Origin of the sequence: Aporhodopirellula rubra, assembly GCF_014192335.1 — a bacterium.
In the GTDB taxonomy this organism is placed as follows: Bacteria; Planctomycetota; Planctomycetia; order Pirellulales; family Pirellulaceae; genus Rhodopirellula; species Rhodopirellula rubra.
On sequence record NZ_JACHXU010000012.1, the window covers coordinates 78656 to 95332 of the forward strand.

Genomic DNA, 16677 nt, shown 5'->3' on the forward strand with positions numbered 1-16677 from the left:
GGTTGGCTTTCACACAGATCAATCGCGAGCAGATTCGTCCTATTTCCAAACACCCTCGCGTAGTAGGCACAGGCCCTGTGCCTACATCCAACGCCAACAACCTCTCGACGAGCCAAAACTCGCATTGACGAGTCGAAAACAGGTCGCCATTCAGATCCGTTTTACACCCGAACGGCACAGGGCCCGTGCCGTCTACGCTCGGCATCGACCAAATCTCGCAAGCGGTTGGCTTTCACACAGATCAATCGCGAGCAGATTCGTCCTATTTCCAAACACCCTCGCGTAGTAGGCACAGGCCCTGTGCCTACATCCAACGCCGACAACCTCTCACGGCGGATTGGCGAGCGCAGCAATCGACAACCGATACGTCGACAGCCACATCCGTTCTGTTTGCAGACAAGTTCACACCCAACGGCACAGGGTCTGTGCCTTCTACATGGATGCTCTGACAGTGTCGTGGCAGGAACACCGCGCACTTTCGCGATCGAAACCTTCCGACTTTGCTTGGCCTCATTGGGACGCAAAAGTCGCATTGATTTAGTGAGAAGTCATTTTCCTTTCGTCCGTTTTGATCAGCTGTGATCAGGAGCAACTTACCTCCACGCGACAATCTGTTCGATCGCATTCGCGCATCGCAAACCGTCAACAACTAAGAGAAGCACAACATGAGTTCATCCCATTTTTGGGGGACGTGGGGCAAGCGATTACTGGTGTTCCCGCCGATCATCGTGGCGATCATCGCGTACACGTGGTTAGTCAAACATTCACCTCCACTGTCATTGCAGCCCGAGGAAGAAGCATCACGAATGTTGGATACCATTGTCGTTGAGCGAATGGATGTTCGCCCACTGGTCAGCGGATTCGGGACGGCTAAATACGCCCGCTCTTGGCGTGCGGTAACGCAAGTCGAGGGACGAATCGTCAACATCCATCCTGATCTTCGTGCGGGATCAAGAATCCAGGCCGACGCGGTGTTACTGGAAATCGATGATTCAGACTACCAATCCCGTATCGACGAATTGAATGCCGCGATCGATCAACAGAACGCGGAGATCGAACAGCTCGAACAATCGATTCTCAACGACGAAAAGAACCTGACTCTTGAGAACGAGGTCCTCGAAGTTCTGCAGCGAGAATTTGACCGCGAGCAAACCCTGTTATCTCGGCAAGCCGGCTCGAGTGCATCCATCGACTCGAAACGACGCGAGTTACTGACCCAAGTGAAAGCCGTTCAGGACCTCCAGAACAGCATGTCGTTGGTCGCACCACAAATCAAAGCACTGCAAGCGATGGTGCGACAATCCGAAGTGCAAAAGGAACAGGCACTCCGAGACATCGAACGGACCACGATTACCGCACCTTTCGACATGCGAGTCGGCAGTGTTCAGTTGGAGGTAGGGCAGTTCGTCAGCTCGGGTGAAGAACTGTTCGTCGGTTACAGCGGCACGGACATGGAAATCGAAGTGCAACTCCCGCTGCAGGACATTCATCGACTATTCGTTTCCGAGATCGGTGACGTGGAGTCCCGGGAGACATTGAACCCCGAGACCTTCAAAGAAATGTTTCAATTTGACGCGCTCGTCAAGGTTGCCGGAGCGGGTTCCACGGAATCCTACCATGGTCGATTTTTGAGAGTTCGAGAGATCGTCGATGCCCAAACCAAAATGGTTGGATTCGTTGTCGGAGTTAAGAACTTGCCACCGGCCGAGCAAGAACGACCTCAACCACCGTTGCTCGAAGGCGCCTTCTGCGATGTGGACATCTTTGGGACGCCGCTTTCGGATCAACTCGTCATCCCTCGTCGAGCGATTCGCAACGACTCAGTGTATCTCGTTGATGGCCAAAGCCGTTTGACTAAGCAGGACATCGACGTGACGTTCACGCAAGACGACTACGCCGTCGTCGCGTCAGGCCTCAAAGGTGGTGAAACGCTGGTCATCGTAAACCCCTCGCCCGCCATCGTCGGCATGCTAGTTGCGCCAGTCCAGTCCGACGAAGAGACGCAGCGACTCGCCGCATCGGTCAACAAAGCATATGGCGTGTCTCGGAAAGATTCGCACACGCCCGTTCCTTTATCGGACCACTAAGGCGAGCCACAAACGTGCTCGCATCGAGTGATTGATCGCCACGACGTGGCCGACAAACATTGCCGCCTGATTTTCATCAACGAATCGGACCCACCTTCGTGCTAGAGAAATTTGTTAACCACCGAACGTTAGCCAACACGCTGATGCTGTCGTTTATCGGTTTAGGACTGTACGCGATCCCCAAGCTTCAAAAGGAAACGTTCCCGAACTTCGACAGCTCGGAAATTCAAGTCGTGATGACTTATCGCGGTGCGTCGGCCGAAGACGTAGAGCAAGGCATCTGCTTACCGATCGAAGACGCACTCGACGGCATCCAGAATATCAAAAAAGTGACGTGCACCGCGCAAGAAGGCGCAGCGTCGGTCGTCGTTGAGATCGAAGAAGGAGCCGACGTCACCACAGCACTGAACGACATCGAAACCGAAGTCGAGGCCATATCAGATTTTCCTGCCGGGGCCGAAGATCTAATCGTCACGGAATTGAATCGCACCGATTCCGTCATGACCATCACCATCAACGGCCCAATGGATGAAGACTCGTTGAAAGATTTTTGCGAACACTTCAAGCAACAACTCAAACGGTTACCTGGTGTCTCATTGGTCGAGATTCAAGGTTTCTCGGATCGACAACTTCGCATTGAACTCGATGCCGATGCGTTGCGACGTTTGGGTCTGTCCGCCGAAGTGGTCGCCCAAGCCGTGCGAAATCAAAACCTAGATGTTCCTCTCGGCACGATCGAATCGGAACACGAAGATTTGTTATTACGTTTGGTAGAACAGCAACAAAGTGCGCAAGACATCGAGAACATCGTTATTCACGGCGTAACCGGGCGGTCAGAAGTCCGCATCGGTGACATCGGAAGAGTCGTCGACAGTTTTGCCGACGCGGAACAAATGGCTTGGATTGATGGTGAAAGGGCGGGCATCATCCAGGTCAACAAGACGCGTTCCCAAGACACCACCAAAATCGCGGAAGTGGTCCGTGCATTCGTTCAGAAAGAACAGCAACGACATCCACAACTTCGCATCGCGATCACCAGCGATGGATCGGAGTTAATCATGGAACGATTGACTTTGTTGGCAAAAAATGCTTGGCAGGGCGTCGTTCTGGTTTTCCTGGTGATGTGGCTGTTCTTCAACCTGCGACTCTCGTTTTGGGTCGTGATGAGTTTGCCAGTTTCGTTCATGGGCGCGTTCTTCGTGTTACCGTTGATCGGTCAAACTCTCAACATGATGTCATCGGTTGCGATTCTAATGGCGACGGGCATCTTGATGGACGACGGGATCGTGATCGCTGAAAACATCGCACGACATGTTTCGATGGGCAAGAACTCGATGCGGGCCGCAGTCGACGGTGTTAAAGAAGTTGCCGGCGGTGTGATCTCATCGTTTTTGACAACATGCTGCGTGCTGTGTCCTTTGTTTGTGTTGGAGGGGCACATCGGCAAAGTGTTGCGGCTGATCCCGATGGTATTGTTGACAACGTTGATTGTCAGTCTCGTCGAAGCCTTTCTGATCCTTCCCGCTCACCTCGGACACTCGATGAAGCACGCCGGCACCGGCTCCTCACGCAGAATCCGCCACAAAATTGATAACGCGGTTGACTGGATTCGCGAAAGCGTCTTCGGGCGCGTGATCGACCAGGCGATCCAATGGCGATACCTGACGATCGGTCTCACCATTGCCACATTCATCATGTCACTGGCGATGGTTGCGGGTGGATTGGTCAACTTCATCCCCTTCCCCAACCTCGAAGGGGACACTATTGAGGCGAGAATTTTGATGCCTCAGGGAACCCCTTTGGCCAAAACGGCCGAAATCGTTCGACAGATCAACGAGGCTACCGCTCGCACCAACTCAAGGTTTCCCGATCAACCCGACGGTGCCCCATTGGTGCAGTCGGTGATGTCCAAATTCAACGAAAACAGTGACGCGGGCGAATCAGGCCCCCACGTTGCGACGGTTTCGATTCGGATGCTGCAACCGGACGAGCGAAACACCACAACGGCAGATTTCATTCGCGTGATGCGTGAGGAGGTCGGCAGGGTTCCTAACGCAATTTCAGTTACGATCGCCGAGGCGACTCCGGGGCCAGCCGGTCGCGCAGTTGAAGTGCTGTTCAAAAGCGATGACTTGCAGATGGCTCAATCGGCCGCGATTGAGACACAGCAGTGGATGTCGCAGTTCGCGGGTGTCTACAACTTCAACATCGACCTGCGACCAGGCAAACAAGAGATCCGGCTGCACCTCAAGCCCGATGCGGTGGCATTGGGATTGAACGTGCAAGCCATGGCGAGTCAATTGAGTGCGGCATTCCAAGGTGCAAAGATCAGCGACATCCAGGCCGGTGTGGATCAGTACGAAATCAACGTGCAGTTGGCTCCCGATAGCCGCGACACGCTGGAGTCGTTTCTGGACTTCCAGTTCATTCTCGCCGGTGGCACCCAAGTCCCCTTGGAGTCGGTCGCCGACTTGGAGACGACGTACGGATGGTCGAAGATCTCGCGAGTCGATGGTTGGCGTACCGTAACCCTGATCGCCGACACCGATACCGACGTGGTGAACACCAGCAATTTGATGCGTGAGTTTCGAGCTGAGCTCGTGCCCGAGCTCGTTTCCAAACACAGCGACCTCATGGTCACGCTCGGTGGAGAAGCGGAACGATCGAGTGAGACGGGTAATTCGATGGCATCACTCTTTTTGATGGGACTCTTCGGCGTTTACGCGATTCTGAGTTTCCAGTTTGAGAGTTGGTTGGAACCACTAATCGTGATGGCCGCGATCCCGATGTCGTTGATGGGTATGATCTTTGGGCACATGGGAATGGGTATGGACATCAGCATGCCCAGCCTGATCGGTTTTGTCTCGCTGGCCGGGATCGTGGTCAACGACTCCATTCTATTGGTCCAGTTTTTGAAAAAAGAACGTTCCGAAGGCAAACCGAGTTATGAGTCGGCACGAAACGCCAGTCGACTGCGTTTCCGGGCTATCATGTTGACCAGCATGACCACGATGGTCGGCCTGTTGCCACTGACCCTTGAAAGAAGCACGCAAGCGCAAGTGCTCATCCCGACCGCCGTCTCGATCGTATTCGGTCTATTCGCATCCACCATCCTGGTCTTAATCGTCGTGCCGTGCCTCTACGTCGTCCTCTGCGATTTCGGCTGGATCAAACCGGACGATCACGAGCCACACCCGGCGAGTTAGAACTTGTCTGCGGCGGTGAGCGATCGCTCACCGCGCGATGGTGTTTTCCCAATCGTTGGACTTAGCGTCCGACGATGGGAATCTGCGAATGGCTGACCGTGAACGCCACTTAACCTAGCAGCCGCGCAAACGCCTCGCGTGGTCGGATGTTTTCATTCCTCCAGCGGGACAAATTTAATTGATCAACCGAAGTATTTGCGAAACAGCAACAGTCGCGGGAAACTCCGCCGCGATGTGGGCGTGATCTTCAATTCCGCCGATTTCCAACCGCGTTCTTGCCGTCTCGTGCGCGATGCCACCGACATATCGATAGACGATCCGGCCCTAACATCTTCGCGACCGAACCCGCAGAACGGCAGCCTCGGCAGGGGCGATTCCGACAATCCCGCGACGCATGATGTCGAATTATCAATCTTGACCTGAAATCGAGGATTGCGTACGTGGTTTATCCGCGGGCGGCGTGAGGCGTCTGTGACTCTTAACACCGCACAAACCATTCGCGCGAGATCAGAATTTGTCCCCGACACTCGACGCACGCATTCACGTTCGCCGCTGGTGTGTTTCACGACGACACAGTGCAGGACGGCACGGTACAGAACGGCACGGTACAGGACGGGAACGTGCCACGTACCGTACGGCCTCAAAAGCGATCCACAACGTCTGTCGCATTGGCATTGCGATCGCGGTGTGCACTGTTCATCTCTGTGCGATGCCACAGCCCTTGATGGCCCAAGAAGAATCGATCGAAGATCTACGCCTTGAGTTTGAGCGAATGCGGCTCGACTACGAGTCTCGGATCGCACGACTCGAATCCGAACAATCCAATTTTGTCGCGCAGAATACCAATCAGACCAACGAACTCGCGGCACAAACCGAAGTTTTGCGCCGGCAACTGGAATTGCGTGTCCCTGGTTACACCGCCCTGCCCGACAACGCGGAGCAGGAGTTGCTGTCCGACATTCGCGATCAAGACGTTTTCCAGAATCTATTCACGTTTCACGGGTACGCCCGAAGTGGATTCGGCGGAAGCGGTACGGGCAGCGATCAGGAAATCTTCCAAGCACCAGACGCACCGAGCAAATATCGACTCGGCAATGAAAACGACACCTATGTCGAATTATCGCTGGAACGCTCGCGGCAACTCGACAACGGAACGATGGTGCGTGGCGAACTCATGTTTGCGATGCAGACTCAACAAAACGCATCGTTCGATCCATCGGACAATTTTGTATTGAGGCAATCTTATCTGGAAATGTGGAACTCACCGTTGCTGCCCGAATGGAAATTCTGGGTTGGCAATCGCTATTATGACCGCCATGACATCCACGTAAACGACTACTTCTTCCTCGACATGAGCGGCTATGGAGGCGGCATCGAAGACATTCCGTTTCACAACGCCAAACTGGCCGTCGCGTATCTCGGTGGTGCCGCGGAACTGCCTGTCACGGATAACGGACGGATCGCCGATCACAACATCGATGTTCGCCTTTATGACATCTCCATTCCTACCGGCACGCTGCTTCTTTGGGGACTCGGGTCATACGAATCGGGAGGGACCGCAAACGGAACCGGCGACGTCCAAGGCAGCGATCGCGGGTATGCGTTGGGAGCGGTTCATGTGATCGAAGAACTGTTCGGCGGATTCACCAAAACCTCGGTTCAGTGGGGCGAGGGCGCCGCGTCGAATTTCTCGTCTTCAGTCAACATGCCCTTCACTCAATCGAGTCTCGATTCTCAATTGCAGTTCACCAACACGGTCACCATCCAACCGAACGACTGGTTTACCATGCAAGCGGTAGGCATCTATCGACGCACGACCGCTCCGGAACAAACCGACGAGAAAACAGAATGGGTGTCCGCGGGCCTACGCCCGATCGTGCATCTGACCGAACACGGGGCCGTCGCGGTCGAATATGGAGTCGACCACATCGACAGCGGACGGCTGCAGGCGAGCGGCGAGGTGCACAAGCTAACCGTCAGCCCCATGTTGCGAGCGGACAACAATTTTTTCTCGCGTCCGGAACTACGTTCGTTCGTGACATTCGCATGGTGGGGCGACGAGTTCCGCGGTTTGGTGGGAGGTCCCACGTACGCCAACGACACCAATGGAATCTCTTTTGGCGTCCAAGGCGAACATTGGTGGTAGTGAGTCGGATCCGCAAACGGCGCCAACAATTTGATTCAATCGAGGTTGCCTGCTACTATCCTTTCGAGGTGAATCCCATTCTTCCATCGCGAGACGCGGCATCTTTCAAGTCGATTCACCGAGACCGTTTGATATTTAAGACGCTCGCCTTATGAACAAACCTGACCCTGCGTCGCGACCGCATCCTCTCGAGGAAACCATTGAGCATTCGGTCACCGACGGAACCACCCCCAACGGAGGCAGCAACGGAGGCCCGGGTTTCGAAGCCAGCAGTCTCGCTCTCCCGATGACGCTCGGACGGTACGAACTCTTCAAACTGTTGGGCAAGGGTGGCATGGGCGCGGTCTATCAAGCCCGCGACACGTTGCTCGGCCGTGACGTCGCGATCAAGGTGCCCAAGTTCGGCCCCGGCGTGCCCGACCAACTCGTCAAACGATTCCACCGCGAAGCACGAGCCGCGGCGAGCCTTTCGCATCCCAACCTGTGCCCCGTGTTCGACGTCGGACGCGAAGGCGAGATTGACTTCATCGCGATGGGATTCATCAGCGGTCGACCGCTCTCGGACTACACCCGCGGAGACAAAGCGATCGCCCCCGCGGCGGCCGCTCGCCTGATTCGCAAGGTCGCGTTGGCGATGCACGAAGCCCATCAAAGCGGCATCATGCACCGCGACTTGAAACCCGCAAACATCATGGTCGATAGTCGCAAAGAACCGATCGTCATGGACTTCGGTCTGGCATGCTCCGTCGAAACGGGTGACGAATCTCGATTGACCCAGGACGGCGCGTTGCTCGGGTCCCCCGGTTACATGTCGCCTGAACAACTCACCGGACGGGCCGCAGACGTCGGGCCACATTCGGACGTCTATTCGCTCGGCGTCGTGCTCTATGAAATGTTGGCGGGTCGTCTGCCGTTCGAAGACGCCGGTTCCACGATCGCAATGATCGGTCAAATCCTATCACTCGATCCTCCTAGCGTCTCAACATTTTGCCCCGGGCTGGACACGCGACTCGCCGAAATTTGCCAACGTGCGATGGCAAAATCGGTCGACGAACGCTACGCGTCGATGTCGGACTTCGCAGCCGATTTAACTCGTTACATCAAAACGCCTGCTGGCGAACCGACCGCGAATACAACGGCCACGAATCAAACGACCGCGAATTCGGGCGTCGCATCCAAGACGTCGAAAGCGACACGGCCAACACAACCGGCGTCCTCGACGAAAACACCAAAAGGGACAAGCAACAACAAAACGGAACCTACCGCCGCGTCCACCAAAATGCAGCGGGCCAACCAGCCGACCAAACCCGGTGTGCGACACTCAGGCAAGGCGTCATCGCAAGAACCAGATGTTCTCCATGAGTCAATGTTCGATTCGTTGCCCGAGATCGCAGCACCAACGACGACCTCCGCGTTCAAGGGCACACCCACCGTATCCCTATCACCGGGAACGTCTCCTCCCAACGCAACCGCGAAATCAAAAAAGGGATTGATCGCGGCAATCGCGGGCGGACTCACGTTATGCGTGGTCGTCGCAGGCGTGGCGATCACCATGTTTCCCCGCAACGCGACTCGGCCAAACTCGACCAACACCGTCAACACACCGCCACAGGCAGTCAGCGATCTCGATCCGGCATCGGTTGAAACGGGACCTTGGGCGAACGATGCAACCACTCCGCCTCAACGCGGCGGCGGGCCTCGATCGGCCGGCGCGACGACGGGCAACAATGAACGCCGCGGCAACCAACGGCGACTGCGGTTTGATGACTTGCCCCGCGATACCATGGGCCGAGGAATTCCGCCCGAACGAATGCTCGACTTCGATACCGACGGAGATGGAATGGTCGCCATTGAGGAACTTCCCGAACCCTCACGCGAACTGATGGGCATGGCTGACCTAAACCAAGACGGCTTCATCGAAAAAGACGAAATCGAACGGATGCCTAACCCCGCCGGACTTGCTCCGCAGGCCCCACCAAACGGTGAACCAGGAATGGGACCGTGGGGACCATTCCAGGACAGTGACTTGCCAAGACCTGGACGCCGGCCCGGGCGAGGCCAAGGCCCCGGCAATGAATTCGGCCCATCAAACCGCTGATGCCGCTCCGTGAACGTCACCACATGACGCTTCACTCAGTCCAGCCCGTTACCCGGACAACGCGAATTACGAAGCCTACGACTCAGAGCGTGTTTTTTGATCATCCACACGCGAGAGCGATGCTGGGTTGTGTATAACGACACGAAGCAGGCTTCTCTCCCACCCATCCCATTCTCGCACGAGTTTCGGCAATGGCGGACGCACTCGGCAGCAATTCTCTCGACAACACCGATTCGCTTGGCAACGTGGAATCTTTCAACAACGCGAGATCCGCTCGCGACTCTCAACCTTCATCGTGTTTTGCCGATGCACGGCGGAAACGATGCGAAGCGTTTGGGATCGAGATGGCGAGAATGCCGGAGTGCGTTAAGAAGGCGTTGTCGCACGATTCGCTGCTAGTGTCCGTCGTTTGCAGTCGGGTGGGACACGACGCCAAACGCCATCGCACTCTCTCACAACAGATCGCCGCCTCACTACAACAGATCAAACACGACGACGCGGCGTTGTTGATCGCCGGTGAAACCGCGATCGAGCCTTGGGTGGCACACGCCGCAGACGTCTTCCACGTTCCCACTTTGCGGATCGAGAGCCTCGAGAAACGCGATCGATTGGTAATCGCATTGGCCGATCGTGTCGACGCGGTCTACGTGCGCCCGGGTGGCAAGGTTACGAAACTGCTGAAGGATCGTGCCGCGATCCAGTCGGGAATCGTCCGCATTGCGATCGACGTGGGCAACTCACAACGAAAACTTGAATGGGATCTGTTGGGCGCCGGTGCAGTCGGTCGGTATCTTCCCGATCCGCAACCTGACCCAACGGCGATTGATTCTCCTGTTGGATTATCCGGTCACGAATCCGCATTCGCGTCAATCGATTCAGTCGACTGGTCATCGCATCTCGTCCACTGCACGCGATCGGTATCAGGTCCATGGCCGGGTCAAACGTGGGACCAATATCGCGATGACTTGCTGCTGGCGGATCCGCAATCTGCCTCGCGTGACGCGATCGACGCGTTGTGTCGTATCATACGCAAACAACGCTTGGTCGCTGGTGCGATCACATCGCGTCGTGACGCACCGGTGGTTTGTCTCTCCGAAGTCCCGCTGCCCGCCCTGCTCGCACGGCGGACCTATCGCAGCCACCTGCATCGTTGGGACTACGAGCCCTTTGGCATCGCGATCCGACGTGACGCCGCAACGCACCTCGGTGTCCAACCGGTAATCTACGGCGATCACCAAACGGAAAAGGACTTACCGAACGAGGATCGATATCGTTTCCAATCCATCGGCAAAACGCATGACTGGACTGCCGAACGCGAATGGCGAAGTGCGTCCGATATCGACTTGAGTCAGCTCGACGCGGATGAAGTTTCCGTCTTTGTGCCCGACGCGAGTGCCGCGGCGAGAGTCGCGTCGGTGAATCGCCCAGGATGGCAAATTTTCGTTACCGGACACGCCCAATAGGCTTGTCGACGCGGGCCACCTTTGCCTCCCGTCGCAACACGTTGTGCGTTACCGGGGACGCGGCACGAGTAGTTCCCGAACGCCGATCGAATTCGTCAACATTCGCCCCCCCATCTATGTTCGTTGAAACCAGATGAATGCTGCAATCAGGCAGACGTTGAGCACGGTGGCGACCCAAAATTGGACGCGAAACGAGACCTTCTTTGTCTTATGACGAAATTTCTGTGACGCCCACCATGCCCCGGGCCATCCGCCGAGCAACGAGATTAACAACAGCGTGTTTTCCGGAACGCGGGAGTGCACCGTTCGTCCCGCGTAGTCACGACCGGCCTGTTCGTTCTTTTTGGCCGCTCGTTTGTCCCACCAATAGAAAACAATCGCCACAGCACTGGCGAGAATCATTTCAGCGGCGATGATAGGCAGATAGCTCATGGGCACCGAGTCCATTGTTTCGTTTTAGTCATTGCCCGGACTCTTCGCATGTCGGCACGCTCTCGTAAAGGTCGATCCGCCACGTCGGACGGCCCTCAAAACCAAAAAACCAACAAAAAACGTGGGAAACTCCACGCCAACAGCCGCGGCGGGCACGAAGTCCGTCTCGGAAAATCGTCCGACTCGTTCGGCGACGGAATCATCGACGGAAAATCGAGCAAGAAGAAAAAGGGTTCGAAGTCCGCAAAATTGGCGGATGCGTCGGATTCGCGATCCCAATCGGCACCCTACCCCAACGGTTTGCCCACGGACCGACCGCTCGACGTCAACGACTATTTCGACCAATTGCACCTTTGGCTCGACCTCGAAGCGGAGGCCGAACGAGCGCGTCTGGCACGGTTGCGTCAGATCCGATCACAACGTGACGTGGAGAGCACCGGACAAGCCATCGTTGGCTTGGACCTCGTCGACTACCACACCGGATTGGCCGGCCGCTATCTGCTGGACCTCGCCAAACCGTCCGGCGAAGCTCTGCCGATGAACCGATTGAAAGTGGGCTCGCCCGTTGTTCTGTCCAACGACGCAGACCCATCCGACGAAGGTATCCCAGGCGTGGTCAGTTTTCGAAAGAACTACCAAATCCAAATCGCCACCGAAGTCTTTCCCGACCCAGACGCACAAAACGCCAAAACGGGCAAAGCCAGCAAGCACAAACGAGCGTCGATCGGTGAGATTCGATACCGACTCGATATGTCGCCTGACGAAACAACTCGCAAACGTCAACTCGCCGCGATGGCGAAAGCACGCGGCGAACGGGGCCGTGGCGGACGACTTCGCGACGTCTTGCTCGGCATCGAATCCCCTCGATTCGACGGCAAGAAAATCGATGTGTCCCCTTTACCCGAATCGACGATCGCGGAGGAACGCGCGGACATCGATTTCCGAACGGAATTGAACCCGCCTCAAAAAGATGCGGTCGCGTTCGCACTGCTCGCCGATGATTTTGCGATCATCCACGGGCCTCCGGGAACCGGCAAGACCACCACTCTCGCCGAAGTGATCTCGCAGGCAGTCGAGCGAGGTGAGCGTGTTCTCGCGTGTGCGGCCAGCAACACGGCCGTTGACAATTTGCTCGAACGGCTTGAACGGTTGGTGCCCTACGTCGTCCGTGTCGGACACCCGGCCCGAGTGTTCGAACATCTGCGTGACCTTACTCTCGACGGACAAGTCGAAAAGGATCCTTCGAGTGCGGTCATCAAAGACCTGCGACGTGAACTCGAACAACTCCTCCGGTACGCACAGCGGGACACCCGAGGAGGCCGCGCTCGTGGTGAAATGTTCGCCGAGGTGGGCCGCATCCGATCGCAAATTCGCTCACTCGAACGGACCATCGTGCGTGGAGTGCTCGATCGCGCGGACGTGATCTGCACCACCACAACGATTGACGAAGAACTGCTCGGCGATGAGCGGTTCGATCTCATCGTGATCGATGAGGCGTGTCAAAGCACTGAGGGTGGCATGTGGCAGGCGATCCTGCGTGCCGATCGCCTGATCATTGCGGGTGACCATTGCCAATTGCCGCCGACCGTCCTGAGCGACGAAGCGGCCGAAATTGGAATGCGTGATTCTCTGATGCAACGACTGGTACATCGCTTCGGCGAACCCGCCTATCGACGTTTAACGGTTCAGTACCGAATGCACGAATCGATCATGCGATTCAGCAGTGACCATTTCTACGAAGGCTCACTGGTCGCCGACGCATCCGTTCGCTCTCATCTGCTCTGCGATCTGAAGAACGTCGCCACGACGTCATTGACCGATACGCCTTTGCTGTGGATCGACACCGCGGGTGCGGGATATGAAGAACAACTCGAACCGGATGGCCAGAGCAAGCTGAACCCCGGTGAAGCGAACGTGATCGTGGAATTGGTCCGGCAACTCGAAGAAGCGGGCATCGATTCGCACGAAATCGCAATCATCGCTCCCTACGCTGCCCAAGTCCGGTTGCTGCGTTCACGTCTGGACATGGACGGACTCGAGATTGATACCGTCGACGGGTTCCAGGGACGCGAAAAAGAAGTCGTCTTGTTGACGATGGTTCGCAGCAATCCCGAAGGCATCATCGGTTTCCTCGCCGACCAACGCCGGAGCAACGTCGCCATGACGCGAGCGAAACGCAAACTGATCATGGTCGGCGATAGCGCGACGCTATGCAGCCATGATTTCTACGCCGACGTCCTGAAATACTTCGAAGACGCGAACGCGTATCAAAGCGTGTTTGAATTCCAAACGTTGGTCCCCGAATAGGATCGACTACGGGCGGTCGTCGATCCCCAACTCCAAACGCCCGCGAGCTTCATCGGCCCATGGACTGCCCGGCGCGAGTTGCAAAAAACGACGCCAATGCTGTTCCGCTTCAATCGGTCGCCCTAACTGATCGAGCAACCTCGCGAGGTTGTACTGCACGTCGGGATAGTCATCGTTAAGGGCCAGCGTCCCTTGATAGGCGGCGACGGCGAGTTCCAGTTGCCCGGTTTCGGCGAGTACCCCCGCGAGACTCGAGCGGGCTTCGACGAAATCCGGGTCGACTTCGATCGCGGCGTAGTATCGCTCTCTCGCGGCGATCATTTCGCCCATGCGATACAACAACTCGCCGATTTGGAAATGCCAATCCGCTCGCACGCCCTCACGAGCCAGCAACGCGTGATAGCAATCCACCGCGAACGCCAGATCGCCATCGTCTTCGGCCTCGTATGCCGACAACAACAAATCGTCCTCCGACTCGGCCGCTCCGTTTTCATGGTCTTGTGGAGGAAACGCGAGCACGTCCGACGCTTCGGGATCCGGAAACCGAATCGACACGGTCGGCTCATCGTCGGAATCTGAATCCTGGTCAACGGACTCCGGTTGGCTGAGCAAATCAAAATCGAATCGCAATTGCCCCCCCGGTTCGATCAACCCTTCGCCCTGACGCAGCAGAACATGCTTGCCTTCAACCAGGATCGATAATTGATCGAGCGGCCGACGGAGATCGGGAACGATCTCGATTAACTGTAACAATCGACGTTCGATCGCTTCGGGGCTCGCACCGGACGCGACCCACGCCGCCAGACGTCGCGCCGTGGCGACTTCTTGAAAATCAAAATACGGCAACCGGTGCAGCGTGCGAACCGGCTTGATCAAACCGCGACGATGCCACCGCCGAATCACGTGGACCGACACCCCGAGTAAATGAGCCAGCATCGCGGGAGTGTGCAGTTTGCGAATCGAGTGTTCGCTGTCGACGAGTCCTAACCGATGCCAGAGATCGGTCTCGTGCAAAATTTGGGCTTGCCCCATCGGCCCTCGACGTCGGGTTGCCTCGTCGATCAATTCCGCCTCCGCCAGCGGTGACTCTTCGGCCCCGATAACGATCCAATCGACCGCCGCCGAATCCGATTCGATCACAACGGCGCCGTAGGATCGCAGCAGGTTGGCCGCTTCACGACGATTCATTCCACCGAGTCGTCCGACGATTGTGATTCTTCGCCCCTGAAGGCCCTCATCATCGACTTCGTCATCGTTCCCCGCGACGTCATTCTCATCGAGCGCGAGATCGCCCGGTTCGTCGAAGTCTTCATCGTCGGGATCGAAATCGTTCATGCCGCCTATGGTAACAATTTCCGCTAACGACAACAGGCTTCGACGCGGCACGACGTTCCCGATATCCAGTTGTTCATGGCTTGCGAACAGCAAATGAAAAAACGACCAGCAACGATTGTGTTGCTGGCCGTTTTACTCGCTGGCCGTTATCGGTTCGATAGACGAACGAAAGACTCAGACGCGGCGTTCTTCGCTCGAAAGAATCGCGCTGAAGAAAAGTCCCGATGCGGTGTTCGTTTTCTTCGGTGCGTTGAGATGGCTGCGAACAGCTCGCATCACGTCTCGCCGCGAAATCTGTCCACGCAACCGATGGTTCTCGTCGAGAACTGGCAATCGGCGACAGGCCGCGTTCAAGAACGTTTGTGCGATCGTCAACAAATCGGTTTCTTCGCCGATGGTTGGCGGGTCGGCGTCGATCAACGAAATCACATCGGTACTCGGCATCCCGTCATACGCCATCGAAACGACAAACCGCATGCAAGATTTCTCCGAAAAGATCCCCAAAAACTTGCCGTCCTCGTCGACGACAGGCGCACCCGATATCCGATTGCGTAGCAAAACATCGAGTGCTTCCAGGGCATCCATCGCCGGATCAAGTGTGATCAAATTCCGGACCATCATCTCACGGGCCGTTACCGCCGGCATCGCGGAGGGATCCATAACGGGAGCATGGGTAGTGCCCATAGTTTTTGTCATCATTTGTCTCCAAAGCGTGGAAGATTTGAATAGAGGCACGCCGTGGTGAACCAGTGTGCCCGTGACGAGTGTCAATTGGCTGTCACCAATCTGATACGTCGAAACCACAACAGTCAAGGAATTTCTTTGATCATTTCACGCAGCCCGCGTTAACATAGAAACACTGCTGAGAAAGCCGCATTTTTCACAATCTCGGTCTGACCTCGCTTTTTGCGAGCAAATCCGTCACAACAGTGGGGTGCCACGCCGCAACACCGATACGGTTGGCCGATTATGTGAAACATGTCACGAACCGATCCTTGGAGAGAACAGAATGCTCGGTCGATGGGTGGAATTCGAATTCGATTGTTTGCCATTGCGTAGTGTCGGTCGCCTGGACGTGCCATTGGACGCGTCACCGGCGTACGAGGCATTCGTGCTGCGAGTCAAAGCCGCAGTGGCGAAACATGGGATGCACAACTCGTACTATTTGCATCACGCCGTGTGTCGTTATTACTTGACCAACGACCCCAAAAACGGTCGCGTCGAGTTCGCCGTCGAAGGCGTCGTTTTGACCGGAGAGAACGACCTGAAGACGCGAGCGGTCGATCTCACGATCACACTCGGCAAGGAAACCTGCCCGTGGCTCAACGAGCCCGCAGTCGAGTTCCTCGCCGAATCCGTCAAACATGCCGTCGCGACCGAATTTGACCGCTATATCCAAGCCGGCGATCTCACCAAAACCAAAGAACGCATCGCCGCGATGCAGGAACAGATCGAACAGGGCGAAGGTTTCCAAGCGATGTATTTGTGAGAGGGAAGGGTTGCAGCTGACAGGCTACAGGTGAAACTCCCGCAACGCGCAACCTGTCACTCCCAAAACCTCTCTTCCATTGCCCCGGCAAATTATCGTATCGACTTGAGCGTG

General features: G+C 56.3%; 10 protein-coding genes. 7 read left to right on the forward strand and 3 right to left on the reverse strand.

Annotated features, from left to right (window positions below):
* Positions 1 to 665: 665 nt before the first annotated feature.
* From FHS27_RS16860 to FHS27_RS16880, 5 genes are all read left to right on the forward strand, one after another.
* The gene (locus FHS27_RS16860; RefSeq protein ID WP_184306066.1) at positions 666 to 2087 is read left to right on the forward strand and encodes an efflux RND transporter periplasmic adaptor subunit; all 1422 of its coding nucleotides are present in this window, start codon (positions 666 to 668) and stop codon (positions 2085 to 2087) included.
* A 98-nt stretch (positions 2088 to 2185) separates the two neighbouring features.
* Positions 2186 to 5293 (forward strand): efflux RND transporter permease subunit, encoded by a 3108-nt coding sequence (locus FHS27_RS16865; protein WP_184306067.1) that lies wholly within the window; start codon positions 2186 to 2188, stop codon positions 5291 to 5293.
* Positions 5294 to 6002: 709 nt separating this feature from the next.
* Positions 6003 to 7439, forward strand: coding sequence for a maltoporin (locus FHS27_RS16870; RefSeq protein ID WP_184306068.1), 1437 nt, complete (start codon positions 6003 to 6005; stop codon positions 7437 to 7439).
* A 151-nt stretch (positions 7440 to 7590) separates the two neighbouring features.
* On the forward strand, positions 7591 to 9537 hold the full coding sequence (locus FHS27_RS16875; protein WP_184306069.1) for a serine/threonine-protein kinase: 1947 nt from the start codon (positions 7591 to 7593) through the stop codon (positions 9535 to 9537).
* Between the two features lie 191 nt (positions 9538 to 9728).
* Positions 9729 to 11000, forward strand: coding sequence for a hypothetical protein (locus FHS27_RS16880; protein WP_184306070.1), 1272 nt, complete (start codon positions 9729 to 9731; stop codon positions 10998 to 11000).
* A 114-nt stretch (positions 11001 to 11114) separates the two neighbouring features.
* Here FHS27_RS16880 and FHS27_RS16885 read toward each other — a convergent pair whose 3' ends face one another.
* On the reverse strand, positions 11115 to 11432 hold the full coding sequence (locus FHS27_RS16885; protein ID WP_246419961.1) for a DUF1294 domain-containing protein: 318 nt from the start codon (positions 11430 to 11432) through the stop codon (positions 11115 to 11117).
* A gap of 48 nt (positions 11433 to 11480) precedes the next feature.
* Between FHS27_RS16885 and FHS27_RS16890 the strand changes: the two genes are divergently transcribed.
* The gene (locus FHS27_RS16890; RefSeq protein ID WP_184306072.1) at positions 11481 to 13739 is read left to right on the forward strand and encodes an AAA domain-containing protein; all 2259 of its coding nucleotides are present in this window, start codon (positions 11481 to 11483) and stop codon (positions 13737 to 13739) included.
* A gap of 6 nt (positions 13740 to 13745) precedes the next feature.
* Here the strand turns inward: FHS27_RS16890 and FHS27_RS16895 are convergent, their stop codons facing one another.
* A complete protein-coding gene (locus FHS27_RS16895; protein WP_184306073.1) occupies positions 13746 to 15074 on the reverse strand; it encodes a MerR family transcriptional regulator in 1329 nt (442 codons plus the stop codon).
* 174 nt (positions 15075 to 15248) lie between these two features.
* On the reverse strand, positions 15249 to 15770 hold the full coding sequence (locus FHS27_RS16900) for a CBS domain-containing protein (protein ID WP_246419965.1): 522 nt from the start codon (positions 15768 to 15770) through the stop codon (positions 15249 to 15251).
* A 313-nt stretch (positions 15771 to 16083) separates the two neighbouring features.
* Here FHS27_RS16900 and FHS27_RS16905 point away from each other — a divergent pair, with 313 nt between their 5' ends.
* Entirely contained in the window at positions 16084 to 16563 is a 480-nt protein-coding gene (locus tag FHS27_RS16905) for a hypothetical protein (protein WP_044256526.1), read from the forward strand.
* Positions 16564 to 16677 lie beyond the last annotated feature (114 nt).